The sequence below is a fragment of the Streptococcus parasalivarius genome (assembly GCF_054785155.1).
Genome location: NZ_BAABOB010000007.1, coordinates 1 through 13,375, shown reverse-complemented (window position 1 = coordinate 13,375; position 13,375 = coordinate 1). Strand labels below are relative to the sequence as shown.

12 protein-coding genes, 1 tRNA gene, 1 rRNA gene and 1 pseudogene are annotated in these 13,375 nt (G+C 39.9%); 2 read left to right on the top strand and 13 right to left on the bottom strand.

Annotation, left to right across the window (positions count from 1 at the left end; all coding sequences use genetic code 11):
• Positions 1 to 72 precede the first annotated feature (72 nt).
• Positions 73 to 531 (top strand): class Ib ribonucleoside-diphosphate reductase assembly flavoprotein NrdI, encoded by a 459-nt coding sequence (gene nrdI / locus ACYVQ1_RS07490; RefSeq protein ID WP_461250311.1) that lies wholly within the window; start codon positions 73 to 75, stop codon positions 529 to 531.
• A gap of 41 nt (positions 532 to 572) precedes the next feature.
• Here nrdI and ACYVQ1_RS07485 read toward each other — a convergent pair whose 3' ends face one another.
• From ACYVQ1_RS07485 to tig, 9 genes are all read right to left on the bottom strand, one after another.
• A complete protein-coding gene (locus ACYVQ1_RS07485) occupies positions 573 to 3,113 on the bottom strand; it encodes a bifunctional 2',3'-cyclic-nucleotide 2'-phosphodiesterase/3'-nucleotidase (protein WP_461250310.1) in 2,541 nt (846 codons plus the stop codon).
• A 166-nt stretch (positions 3,114 to 3,279) separates the two neighbouring features.
• Entirely contained in the window at positions 3,280 to 4,023 is a 744-nt protein-coding gene (locus tag ACYVQ1_RS07480) for a 16S rRNA (uracil(1498)-N(3))-methyltransferase (RefSeq protein WP_461250309.1), read from the bottom strand.
• Positions 4,024 to 4,977, bottom strand: coding sequence for a 50S ribosomal protein L11 methyltransferase (gene prmA, locus ACYVQ1_RS07475; RefSeq protein ID WP_461250308.1), 954 nt, complete (start codon positions 4,975 to 4,977; stop codon positions 4,024 to 4,026). It lies immediately after the preceding gene.
• Positions 4,978 to 5,029: 52 nt separating this feature from the next.
• Positions 5,030 to 5,503 (bottom strand): GNAT family N-acetyltransferase, encoded by a 474-nt coding sequence (locus tag ACYVQ1_RS07470; protein ID WP_461250386.1) that lies wholly within the window; start codon positions 5,501 to 5,503, stop codon positions 5,030 to 5,032.
• Complete coding sequence (locus ACYVQ1_RS07465; protein WP_461250307.1) at positions 5,503 to 5,937, bottom strand: NUDIX hydrolase; 435 nt, start codon at positions 5,935 to 5,937, stop codon at positions 5,503 to 5,505. The genes ACYVQ1_RS07470 and ACYVQ1_RS07465 overlap by 1 nt, the downstream gene beginning before the upstream one ends.
• Before the next feature lie 15 nt (positions 5,938 to 5,952).
• Entirely contained in the window at positions 5,953 to 6,423 is a 471-nt protein-coding gene (locus ACYVQ1_RS07460) for a DUF3013 family protein (RefSeq protein WP_461250306.1), read from the bottom strand.
• Positions 6,424 to 6,517: 94 nt separating this feature from the next.
• Positions 6,518 to 8,122 (bottom strand): CTP synthase, encoded by a 1,605-nt coding sequence (locus ACYVQ1_RS07455; RefSeq protein ID WP_461250305.1) that lies wholly within the window; start codon positions 8,120 to 8,122, stop codon positions 6,518 to 6,520.
• Between the two features lie 252 nt (positions 8,123 to 8,374).
• Complete coding sequence (gene rpoE / locus ACYVQ1_RS07450) at positions 8,375 to 8,950, bottom strand: DNA-directed RNA polymerase subunit delta (RefSeq protein WP_002885605.1); 576 nt, start codon at positions 8,948 to 8,950, stop codon at positions 8,375 to 8,377.
• Between the two features lie 157 nt (positions 8,951 to 9,107).
• Entirely contained in the window at positions 9,108 to 10,391 is a 1,284-nt protein-coding gene (tig, locus tag ACYVQ1_RS07445) for a trigger factor (protein ID WP_002889721.1), read from the bottom strand.
• A gap of 142 nt (positions 10,392 to 10,533) precedes the next feature.
• Between tig and ACYVQ1_RS07440 the strand changes: the two genes are divergently transcribed.
• Positions 10,534 to 11,376, top strand: coding sequence for a mechanosensitive ion channel family protein (locus ACYVQ1_RS07440; RefSeq protein WP_461250304.1), 843 nt, complete (start codon positions 10,534 to 10,536; stop codon positions 11,374 to 11,376).
• A gap of 111 nt (positions 11,377 to 11,487) precedes the next feature.
• Here the strand turns inward: ACYVQ1_RS07440 and ACYVQ1_RS07435 are convergent, their stop codons facing one another.
• The 4 genes and pseudogenes from ACYVQ1_RS07435 to rrf all read right to left on the bottom strand — a co-directional run bounded on the left by ACYVQ1_RS07435 (position 11,488) and on the right by rrf (position 13,365).
• Complete coding sequence (locus ACYVQ1_RS07435; RefSeq protein ID WP_417164558.1) at positions 11,488 to 11,985, bottom strand: sigma-70 RNA polymerase sigma factor region 4 domain-containing protein; 498 nt, start codon at positions 11,983 to 11,985, stop codon at positions 11,488 to 11,490.
• A 541-nt stretch (positions 11,986 to 12,526) separates the two neighbouring features.
• A pseudogene (gene tnpA, locus ACYVQ1_RS07430) lies at positions 12,527 to 13,000 on the bottom strand (IS200/IS605 family transposase).
• Positions 13,001 to 13,170: 170 nt separating this feature from the next.
• Positions 13,171 to 13,244 (bottom strand) — tRNA-Asn (locus ACYVQ1_RS07425).
• A gap of 5 nt (positions 13,245 to 13,249) precedes the next feature.
• Positions 13,250 to 13,365, bottom strand: a 5S ribosomal RNA gene (rrf, locus tag ACYVQ1_RS07420).
• Positions 13,366 to 13,375: the final 10 nt, after the last annotated feature.

Below are 13,375 nucleotides of genomic sequence, written 5' to 3'. Positions count from 1 at the left end.
AACTTGAAAAGCACAACATCTTGTGTTAGAATGATTGAACAAACACAAGATATAGATAGAAAGAGGACACTTATGTCTCAACTTACCCTCGTTTATATTAGTCTAAGCGGCAATACCCAAAGCTTTGTCAAACGTATGTCTGACTATCTATCCCTCAACCACGGGATTGAATGTCGCCAAATCAATATTAAAGAGCTTAATCATGAAACCTTCCAAGTAGATGAACCCTTTGTTGCACTCTTGCCAACCTACCTTGAAGGTGGAAATGGCGTGGACAATGGAGATGTCGAAATCCTAACCAATCCACTGGGAGATTTTATCGCAGCCCATGATAACCACAAACGTTGCTTTGGTATCATCGGTTCTGGTAACCATAACTTCAATAACCAGTACTGCCTAACCGCCAAACAATACAGTCAACGTTTTGGCTTCCCTATGTTGGGAGACTTTGAGCTTCGTGGCACACAGTCTGATATCGAGCGTCTGGCACCTATTATTCTAGAAGCACAAAAGAACTTTAACCAACGCTAAAACTACAGCAAAAAAGCCCCTATCAGGGCTTTTTATCTTGCTTAATTTTTCTCTTGCTTTTTGATTCCAAAGAATCCAGCCAAGGTCAAAAGAACCATTCCAGCTAAAGTTGCTGACATAGATTCGTCTGAACCAGTGTTTGGCAAGGCCTTAACTGAACTTGAACCTTGAGTTTCTTGCACTTGAGCTTGAGGTAAGATAACGACTTGAGCGTTTGACAATTGGATAGCTGAAGCAGGTTTAGCCATGCTAGCAACTGCAGTAGCATTTGGTTTCACATGCTTAGTTTGGTCTGCCATCTCAACACCTTTTGGTGACTTCTCAGATTCTTTCTTAGTCGTATCCTCAACTTGATTTGCCTTTTCCTTAACAACCAAGCGGTACTCTGCAAATCCTGCTTGTGTTGATGGTCCTACATAACTAATGGCATCCTGACCAGCAAGGTGGGCACGTGCATTGTCAGATGAGGCAAAACGGATATCTGCATTCGTAATATTAGGAACGAAACTCCAATTTCCATCAGCAGTTGGGTTAATCGTTTTCTCACTAACGATATAATCAATGATTGCCTGACGATTCTCAAGATTGAGGAGACGTTTTTCTGCAGCATCCTTAACACCAGGGAAGTTACCAGTCGCACGATAGTTGTTAGTCACGACAAGGAAAGTCTGATTCAAATCAATGGGTTTACCTTGATAAGTCAAGTCACGAACACGACTAGCATCTGGGTTAACCAACTTACCTTCACGATCGTATTTGTTAGGTTGTGTCAAATCAAACTTATAAGTCAACCCATCAATCACATCGTAATTGTATGAGCGATAGCTACTATTAATGAGTTGTTGTGGCTCTTTGCTATTAGGATCAATTTGATTGAACTGTCCTGCAGACATTTCCAACCATTCTTTTATTTGTGCACCAGTCACCTTGAGTAGGGCAGTAACATTGTCGTAGAGGTAGAGGTCCGCGACATTCTTAATGGCTAATGGTCCAGCTGGAATATCGGTATAGTAGGTCGCATCCCCACGAGTCCCTGCCTTGAAAGGTGCTGCAGCTGAGAGGAGTGGAAGATTCTCATCTGCTGTTCCAGCTACTTGTTTTTTAGCATACCATAGTTGTGCATTATTAACGATTTGAATAGATGGATCGTCCTGAACCTGAGCAAAATAGCTAGTAATTGGTGCAGTAGTCTCACCAACTTCCTTACGAACATAGTTGATTGTTCCATTATGGTCATGAGCAGCCATATTAATTAAGTCCTTGTCCGCAACATCTGACTTAGTATCAATCTTTTCAAGCTTGGCCTTACTGTTAACAACTTTCCATTTACCATCCGTGTAAGTCAATTTGACATCCATGATGCCTAGATGATCTCCGAATTTACCAGCCATAACCACAGGTTTCCCATTGATGAGACCATTGACATCATCTACACCAGGGTATTTCGCATAAAAACTTGTACCATCTCCATTTGGGAAATCCGCATGAGAATGCCCTGTCGCAACAGCATCAACACCTTCGATACCAGCAATTTGGTAACCTTCATTTTCCTCGTTCTTAGTATATTCATTGTCGCCAATACCAGAGTGAGCAGCAACAAGGATAAAGTCAGCTCCTGCAGCCTTCATCTTAGGAACGATAGCCTTAACAGCCTCCATTGGATCGTCAACAGTTACCTTACCTTCAAGATTGGCCTTATCCCAAACCAAAATCTGTGTTGGAAGGACACCAGTAATACCTATTTTTAGCGTTACCTGTTTGCCGTCTGTATCAGTAAAGGTCTTGTTAACAATCTTATAAGGGTTGTAATAGTAGTCACCTGTCTGAGCATTACGCACATTAGCATTGATAATATTAATCTTAGCAGCCTTAACCATACGATCCAAAAATTCTAGACCATAGTTAAACTCGTGGTTTCCAAGCGTTTCGGCATCGTAACCCAGCATCTCAAAAGCCTTATACATAGGGTGAGTCTCGCCTTGGGCAACAGGATCAATCAAAGCCTTATAAGTCCCAAAAGGAGTTCCCTGAATCGTATCCCCACTGTCCACTAAGACCGTATTGGGATTGGTTTCACGGGCTTTTTTGATAAGGACAGCAGTTTTAGACAAACCAACTGTTTGAGACGGCTTATCTTGATAATAATCATAGTTAACCAAGTTGGTATGAAGGTCTGTTGTTGACAAAATCTGCATATCAACAGTCTGCCCCTCATGAGCAGGCTCTGTAACAGTTTCAGCCTGTACTGGCACCGCTGGTGTCACCTGATTGGCATTCGTCAAAACAGCACTGGCCTCTTGACTTGTTTGGGCCGTTGAGGTATTAGCTGATGGCTCTGCAGACGCATTTGTCGCTACTGCTGTTGCTGTAGTAGAAACAGTTTCTGTTCCTCCTTGAGCAGCTGTTCCCGAAGTTCCTTGTCCAGATACGGCAGCAGTCCCACTATCTGTCACAGTTTCAGTTGAAGTAGTTGGTACTGGTGCAGTTGCCTCATCAGCATGACCTAGGACTTGTGGCACAGTCAAGAGAGCAAAAAGGCCCAAAACCACAGCAGATTGAGTCACATAACGATTCGTTTTCATTAAAAATCTTCCCCTTTTATAAAGATAATACAATTATATTAAACCTAAATAAGATTATCAACTTTTTTAGAAATGCTCGATTTGTCATACAAAACTAATGGCACGATGCAATCTTAGCTTAAAAGTGTCAAATACAAAAAAAAGTTGGAACAAGGCCAACTTTCTCTTACTTATTCAATTCCAAGGCATAACTCACACTGCTCAAAGCATAGAGGGGAGCTGTTTCCGTCCGCATAATACGTGGTCCAAGGCCAACCTTAACGCCACCAGCTTCCTCAAAAGCATCAATCTCTGACGAAGAAATACCACCTTCTGGCCCAAAGATAAAGAGAATTTTCTGACCACTCTCTACCTGAGCCAACTCACGAGCTAGAATAGCCAACTCGCCTGCTTTGGCTGTTTCCTCATAGGCGATAAAAATCTTATCAAAATTATCTAATTCTGATAGAAATTGCCTTTTTTTCTCGAACAATCTGACTTCTGGAACACGATTACGCTTTGATTGTTCCGCAGCTCCTAGAGCAATTTTGGCAAGCTTATCTTCCTTCTTGGCAAGCTTCTTACCATCCCACTTAACCACCGACCAATCAGCAGGAAAGCTCCAAATGGCTTGTGCTCCAAGCTCCGTTGCCTTTTGTGTCACCAACTCTAGCTTATCTCCCTTGGGAAAACCGGAGGCAATAGTTACAGATACAGGCATCTCGACATTCTCATTTAAATCTTCAATCACTTCAAAGACGTGATTCTCACGGTCAGTCACACGTGCAAGACGCTTGATGCCATCTTCAAAAACCAAAACCACCTGATCATCCTCTGTTAAACGCATAACGTTAAACATATGCTTCACAGTATCCTTGTCCTTGATGATTACTGGATTTTCAATCTTCCCCTTTATAAAATACTGTTGCATTTAGCCTCCAATCACACCTGAAATATTATCTGTCTTCTTGAAGACACAAGCATTCCACTCCCCCTGAACCATGTGAGTTTCTAGGAAGAAACCTGCTTTCTCAGCCGATTCACGCACCATATCCCATTTTTCAGAGATAATGCCCGACATAATCAAATAACCTTCATCCTTAACCAAACGGTAGGCATCTTCCGTCAAATGAATGAGAATGTCCGCCAAAATATTAGCCACGATAACATCAGCTTCTTGCGTCACACCCTTCAAAAGATCTCCCGCAGCAACGTGGATATTTTCCATATCAGGATTCATATCAATGTTTTCCTGTGCCACTCGAACCGCCACATCATCAAGGTCATAAGCGTAGATTTCCTTGGCACCAAGCAGAGAGCTAGCAATCGAGAGGACTCCTGAACCAGTCCCCACATCAATCACCGTCTCACCACCACGAAGCACCTGCTCCAAGGCAAAGAGGCTCATCTTAGTCGTTGGATGTGTTCCTGTCCCAAAGGCCATACCAGGATCCAACTTAATGATCTTTTCCCCCTCTGATGCTTCATAATCCGTCCATGACGGTACGATGGTCAAATCATGGGTAATTCGTGCTGGTTCATAGTATTTTTTCCAATTCTCAGCCCAATCCTCTTCAACCAATTCTTGAGTAGCCAAGTGAATATCTCCTGTTTCAAGACCAAAATCTGTCAACTCAGCCAAACGCTCATTGACCTGCTTAGTAATGGCCTCGATATCTGCTGACTCTGGATAATAAGCCGTAATTTTAACCGTTTCAACCTGCTCAACCTCAGGATAAAGTTCCCCAAAACGGTCCGCATTTTCCAAATAATCTGCACTATCATCAATAGCCACACCCTGGCTCCCAGACTCAATTAAAATATTAGAAGCCGCTTCTTCGACCTCACGATTAACTTCAATCGTTAATTCTTGCCATTTGTCCATATATTATATCAACCTATCTAAGAGATTCAGTCGAAAAACTGAACCTTCCTTTCTATTTCTCTATCATTTTTTTCATGTAGACCATATCCATACCTTCTTTTTCAGGCTCAATATGGGTTTGATGGTAGCCATTCTTCTCGTAGAAGGCGACCATGCCTTCATCCTGTAACACCGTACACAAATCCCATTGTCTAACGGTTGAAAATTCCTCTTCTAGCAAGCGCAATCCTTCAGATCCATACCCTTTTCCTTGATACTGGGGCAAAATCGCTGCCGTTCCCAACCAAGCTTTCGTTAACTCTTCATTGGTCTGAATTCGTAAAAAGCCTATCTTCTCTTCATCTTCTTTTACAAAGTAGTAATAGCTATTAGGTCGTTCTGCCAGTTTCCATTTGATTCGTTCACGGTCCTCCAGATAAGGATCATACTCATCTTCGTATTTCTCATAAACTGCCTTAAAACTGGCTCTTTGAATGGCAATAATCGTTTCTAAATCTTCTGCTCTGACTCTCTCAAGTGTTATCATCATTTCTTCTCCATATAATCACGTACTCGTTCCTGCAACTGGGGAATGACGCCCTCTGCTTTTATAAAATCCACTACAGGCATTAGTTTAAATTCCTGTCCCTCGTCACCAAAACGAATCTCACGATACTGCTCTTGGCTAATTTGGCCAACCACAAAAACAGCTGACCTATCTTTATCCAACATACTAGGATAGATTTTCGACCAAATAATCGATTCCTCTTTCAAAGTCAAGCCCAGCTCCTCCCAGACCTCACGTTGAAGACATTCAAGAGGCGTTTCTTGACCTTCTCTTCCACCACCTGGCAACTCCCATGTATTTGGCCAAGGAATATCTGGCTTATTATCTCTGAGAATGACCAAAATACTTTGCTCTACGAGTAAGGCAGCCTTAACACCTGTAAAATCGAACTGATCTTTTAAATAAGCATCCATCCCTTTTCGCTCCCTTTAATACCTTGGATAAGCAAAAAATTCCTTCTCTTCAAGTTGAGCTTTCCCTTTTTCGAAAGCTTCTTTGTCCCAAACCAAACCGAATTCCTCAGGTCCATCATCAGACAAAAAATCCATCAAGTCACTCAATCCTTCTGTTGCCACCTCATTCAAGGTCTCCGCAAAATAGGACAAAAACTCACGAGATAGACCTTTCTTAGGTTCATATGGAATTGTCACTAGGTAGTCCTCTTCATCAAAACGTGATTTTGCTGGATTGTAAAAGAGCACGTAATCCTCAAAAATGACATCTTCATCAGACACTTCACCCTTATCATCAATAGTCTCGACATTACTACTGTTTTGCGCTTCCAGGATAAACGTTACTTCCACAGCATGATTCTTTTTATCCCAGTCCATCGCAAAATCATAGTCCATGTGCTTATCCAGTTCTTCTTCTAATACTGACAAAAAGCCAAATTTAGCCATTTGTTTTCCTCGTTCTTTCTTATTATTCCCTTTATTTTAGCATAAAAGGAGCCAATAAAAAACAGAGTAGGCTATCCCACTCTGTCTTAGATAATTATTTAGCATTTTCAACCGCTGCTGTCACAAAGGCAGTGTAAAGTTCTTCAGCATGGTTTGGACGGCTATGATATTCTGGGTGGTATTGCGCTGCCACAAAGAATTTCTTGTCTGGGAGTTCTACAACTTCCATCAAACGATTATCTGGTGACACACCTGAGAATACAAAGCCTTCAGCCTCAAACTGTTCACGGAATTTAGTGTTAAATTCATAACGGTGACGGTGACGACGTTGAACAACTTCTTGGTTGCCATAAGCTGCAGCTGCCTTAGAACCTGGTCTCAACTTACATGGGTAAAGACCAAGACGAAGAGTACCACCCATATCTTCAATGTCAATTTGATCACGCATAATATCGATAATTGGATATTTTGTGTCTGGATCAAGCTCAGCTGAATTAGCGCCATCCAAGTTAAGGACATGGCGAGCAAACTCAATACATGTTAATTGCATACCGAGACAGACACCCAACATTGGCACATCATTTTCACGTGCATAACGAATAGCTTGAATCTTACCTTCAGTACCACGTTGACCGAAACCACCAGGAACAATAATACCATCAGCATCAGCCAAACGAGAAGCAACATTTTCAGCAGTCAAATCATTAGCATTGACCCAGTCAATATCAATGGCAGTATCATTTGCCAAACCTGAGTGTTTAAGTGCCTCAACTACTGACAAGTAAGCATCGTGAAGCTCCACATACTTACCAACAAGAGCAATTTTAGTTGTTTTCTTAAGGTTAAGCACCTTATCAACCATAGCAGACCACTCTGTCATATCTGCAGCTGGAGCATCCAGTTTCAAATGATCACAAACGATTTGATCCATACCTTGAGCCTGCATATTAAGTGGCACTTGATAGATATGTTCCACGTCGAGTGATTCGATAACAGCCTCAGGTGCAACATCACAGAACTGAGCTAATTTATTCTTGATTCCCTGACCAGCAGGTTGTTCTGTACGAATAACCAACATATTTGGTTGGATACCCAAACCACGCAGTTCCTTAACAGAGTGTTGCGTTGGTTTTGTCTTCATTTCACCAGCAGCCTTCAAATAAGGAAGAAGCGTTGTGTGGATATACATAACGTTGTCAGAGCCCACATCAGCCTTCATTTGACGAAGAGCTTCAAGGAATGGAAGACTTTCAATATCACCAACCGTACCACCAACTTCAGTGATAATGACATCTGAATCAGTTGTTGTCGCTGCGCGCTTAATCTTGTCTTTCAAAGCATCTGTGATATGCGGAATCACCTGAACAGTCGCACCAAGATACTCTCCTTTACGTTCCTTACGCAAAACTTCGCTATAAATCTTACCAGTAGTCACGTTAGAGTATTTATTAAGATTGATATCAATAAAACGTTCGTAGTGACCAAGGTCAAGGTCAGTTTCAGTACCATCATCAGTGACATAAACTTCACCGTGTTGGTAAGGGCTCATTGTTCCTGGGTCAATATTGATGTAAGGATCAAATTTTTGAATCGTAACCTTAAGACCACGGTTCTTAAGCAAACGCCCAAGACTTGCAGCTACAATCCCTTTACCAATTGAAGATACCACACCACCAGTGACGAAAATATATTTTGTCATGTTAACTCCTTATAATATAATTCAAAACAACTGCAGATAGCAGATTGGTTACCCACTCAGATAATCACGATAGTCCTTTCCTAGTACCTGATTGGAGCCCTACAAAGTACCTCACCTTAGACAAGTCCAGTAAATGACTAAAAACAAAAATGACCCCCAAGAGTTTTACTCTGGGAGCCTTAATCATGACCTCTTCAAAAGAGGTGCCCGATAAATAGTCTAAACTATCCAAGACCATTTGTCAATGAAAACTTAGTCGTTTGACTCATCCTCATAGTCATCGTCATCATCTTCTTCTGACAACTCAACATCATCCAAATCATCATCTGGAATAATTTCATTCAACTCAGAGTCATAAGATTCCACTTCGGCTTTCTCATCATCTTCGCTATCGTCGTCATATTCAAGACTATCAGAATCAGGTGTAAAGTTCTCGTCTTCTGGATCATCGTCATTATAATCGATGGCATCTTCATCACCATCCATGAAGGCATTAACTTTCTTGTTCTTACGTTTTGGTGCATTTTCATCAGTATCTTCCAATGTGATGACCTCTTCATCTATTTCATCAATTGCATACCATGAACGCAAGCCCCATTTGTTATCACCTAGTGGAATGAAACTTCCATCCGTATTCAAATCTGAATAAAAGAATGGCAAAGCATTGCGGATATCAGCATCCGATTTTTCTAAGTAATTTTGAATTTCATTGACCAAATCATTGAAATACATTTCATTATCACGACCACGTGTTTCTAAGATAGCACGGGCCACTTCAATCATTGATAATTCACTTTTTTCTTGTCCAGCAAATACGTCTAGTTCCAAAGTGGTTCTCCTTCATTCTTACTCAAGCTAGTTTCTATCAGAAATAGCTCAGCAATCAATTTTTCGCTACCTTTTATTTTACGCTAAAAAGAGTCAATAGTCAAAGCATTTATAGAAGAAAAAATCAAGTCTCAACAGAAACTTGATTTTAGTCATATTATTTAACTTTTGCTGTGCTTGTGATAACTTCAACAGCTTTCTTCATAGTGATATCGTGTTTAAGCATTTCAGGTGAAAGAAGTGCAGAAACTTGTGATACTTCCATGTTGTACTCAGCTGCAAGATCATTGATTTCTTTTTGGATTTCTTCTTCTGTAGCATCGAATCCTTCAGCAGCAGCAACAGCTTCGATAACAAGGTTAGTTTTCACACGTTTGTCAGCGTCAGCTTCATATTGTTTGTGAAGATCTTCTTGAGTTGTACCAGTGATTTGGAAGTACATTTCAGGAGAGATACCTTGACGTTGCATATTACCCATGAATTCGTTCATAGCACGGTGAACTTCGTCTTCAACCATTTCTGCTGGCAATTCAACGATTTCAGCGTTTTCAACAGCCAAATCAAGTGCAGCACCTTCAACAGCGTCATCAAATGCGATTTCTTTAGCTGCTTCAAGTTCTTTACGGTATTTAGCTTTCAACTCGTCAAGAGTTTCAACTTCATCGTCAAGATCTTTAGCCAACTCATCATCAAGAGCTGGAACTTCTTTAGCTTTAACTTCGTTAACTTTAGTAACAAATACAGCAGCTTTACCTGCAAGGTCAGCAGCTTGATAGTCTTCTGGGAAAGTTACTTTAACTTCTACTTCATCACCAGCTTTTGCTCCAACCAATTGGTCTTCGAAACCTGGGATAAATTGACCTGAACCAAGTTCAAGAGAGTGGTTTTCACCTTTACCACCATCAAATTCAACACCGTCTACTGAACCAACAAAGTCGATAACAACAGTGTCACCATTTTCAGCTGCACCTTCTTTAACAACCAATTCAGCCAAGTTTTTGCGTTCGTTTTCAAGCTTAGCATCAACTTCTTCATCAGTAACTTCTTTAGAAGCTTCAACTGAAACTTCAAGATCTTTATATGCACCAAGTTTTACTTCAGGTTTTGTAACAACTTCTGCAGTAAGTGTCCAATCTTGACCTTTTTCAATTGATTTTACATCAATTTTTGGTTGTGCAACAACATCAAGACCAAGTTCAGCAATCGCTGCTTCATAAGCTGCTGGAAGAATTGCATTCAAAGCATCGTCGTAAAGAGCTTCTTCACCAAATTTTTGGTTAAATACGGCACGAGGCATGTGTCCTTTACGGAAGCCTGGAGCGTTCAAATTCTTTTTAACCTTGTTAAATGCTTGATCCAAAGCTGGTTGAATTTTATCTTGACCGATAGTGAATGTCACCACACCACGGTTAGTGGCTGTGTTTTCAAATGATACAGACATGTAGTCATTCTCCTTAAAATTTTTTATAGATACAGTTTAGTTTACCATATTTCAAAGCCTTTTAAAAGTTTTTTTATCCAATTTAATCACAAGAAAATCGTTAGAAACTACTACTTTTTCAAAATTTTGATAAACTAGAGCTATGAATATTTTACAAAGATACATCCAACAATTTAATTTTGAAGAGACCCTAATGGTACTCATTACGAAAGGGATTAAACTCCTTATTCTCCTCATCATCTTTCTTCTTAGTAAGAAGATTATCAACTTCCTTTTTAAACATACAGTGGGACGCTCTCTAGCTTGGACAATTCAAACACCTGCTCGACAAAAAACCATTGAACGATTACTACACAATTGCATGAACTACGTGCTATACTTCTTCCTTGTTTACTGGCTTCTTAGTATCCTTGGGGTCCCAGTATCTAGTCTCCTTGCTGGGGCAGGACTTGCTGGGGTTGCTCTTGGTCTAGGAGCTCAAGGCTTCCTATCTGATGTCGTTAATGGTTTTTTCATATTGTTAGAAAACCAATTTGAAGTCGGTGACGCAGTTGAAGTAGGAGTCGTTACAGGCCTTGTTTCAACAGTAGGTATTCGAACTACTCAAATTCGTGGATTTGATGGAACCCTCCATTTTATACCTAACAGAAATATCACAATTGTATCTAACAAATCTCGAGGAGATATGAGAGCTCAAATTGATATCCCAGTCTATCCGTCAACCGATATCAATAAGGTGACAAGCATCATACAAGAAGTAAATCGAGAAAACATTGAAAACTATCCTCAAATCTGTGGAGCTCCAAATATCATTGGATTAAGCACAACTCCTTCTGGACAACTAGTATTTCGTATTGATATTTTTACACAAAATGGACAACAAACTCATATCTATGCTGATTTCTTAAAACTTTACCAAGAAGCTCTAATCAAAGAAAACATTGAACTTCCAAGATTCATTGGGAACCCTATAGCAGTAAAATAAATTCTTTACACTACATTAAAAACACTTCAAAAGATAGATAACAGAAATCTACTTTCGAAGTGTTTTTTATGCCTTTACTCAATAATACTAGACTAGAATCTATATTCAAAATTAATCATCTTCATTATAAGGATCAAAATCTACCATCCAAAATTTTAACTCCCTGATCATCTTTTTTCGACCTCTAAAACATTCTCCAGCTAGCAGACGGTCTAACTTAGTAGCATCTTCCGAAGACAACTGATTACGGAAAGCATCAAGCTGCTCATCATAAACAAGCCTATCTACCGCATCTAACTCTTTATTCGGAAGACAAAAAGCAATATCTGAAATTTCGATATAACATTGTCTATTAGCTTGTCGTTTTACAGACTCCTGTCTTCTAACCTCATCATTCAACCTATTCCTAAACTTAGTTTTGAAATAGCGTCGAAGTTTATCATCATCAGACGCTAACTCAGGAAACTTTTTTAAAAGCTGATAAAGTGTCATCATTGCTTCCTGCTCCATATCAGCTTGGTCCCAAAGTTGGATGAAATATTGTCTACTAGCCTTAAGTACAATCGGCCTTACAACCTCATATGCGTGAACAAAAACTTCTTGTTCCATTAAACCTCCTATAAATAGATAAAATATTTGCAATTAAAATAATTACGAAACCTATTATAAGAGATACATAAGAAATAAAATAGAGACATATATGTCACTATAAAAATGATAGACTCTATAATTTCTTTAGTGGGTAAAAACCACTGTAGAGATTATAGAGCTTTTTGAGTATACACAAAAAGTCCCATAAGAACAATAATGAAAAGCGACCAAACTATCATTAGGAAGAACCTATAAGACTTATTAAGAGTGCCACAGAATTAATCGGAAATAAAGAGTAAAATATTAAGGTTTCCCTTGTTTTTGAAACTATCACTCATATCCAGATTTAAACAAAACTAGATTACCCTATACCACTATATCCTCTCTAGATGTTAGCTTTTCGCCACTCACTACAGTTGATAAACAGATCAGTCAAAACCACCCGTGAGAACCGGTGGCTTACTCTTCGGCTGAAAGCCTCTGCTACCGGCCGAGGCCTAAAGGCCTACCGAATGGTTTCCCTTCAGCACCACCTTTGCTAGCTGACCCGTCTAGCGGATTACTTTCTTTTATTCTTCTCACCTGTAAACGGATCATACTCATCAAATAGACTTAGCTGATCTGCTATCTCGTCTTCTTGTAATTGATTACGAATATATTCTTCAATTCACTTCTGATTTCGTCCAACCGTATCAACATAAAACCCTCGACACCAAAATTTGCGATTCCCATATTTATACTTTAAATTAGCGTGTCGATCAAATATCATTAAGCTACTTTTGCCCTTTAAATATCCCATAAATGAGGAAATACTTAGTTTCGGTGGTATACTCACCAACATGTGAATATGATCTGGGCAAGCTTCTGCTTCATGAATTTCAACACCTTTTCTTTCGCATAATAATCGTAAGATTTGACCAATACTGGCTTTGTATTTCCCATAAATTATCTGACGTCGATATTTGGGTACGAACACAATATGATACTTACAATTCCATGTAGTATGTGCTAAACTATTATTACCCTGTCTCATCAGGGGTCCTCCTTTTGTATATTAGTTAGTGGTCGGGAAACCTTATCTAATATAACACTTTAGGGGGACTTTTTTTATACATCGCTAAAAGCTTTTCGAAACCATTAGCACAGCTAGTGGTTTTCGTAAAACAAAAAAAACTAGACCTAGGTCTAGTAATGAGAATTATACTCCGCCAGTAGGACTCGAACCTACGACATCATGATTAACAGTCATGCGCTACTACCAACTGAGCTATGGCGGATAAACGCTAAGCGACTACCGTATCTAACAGGGGGCAACCCCCAACTACATCAGGCGTACTAGGGCTTAACTTCTGTGTTCGGCATGGGAACAGGTGTATCTCCTAGGCTATCGTCACTTAACTCTGAGTAT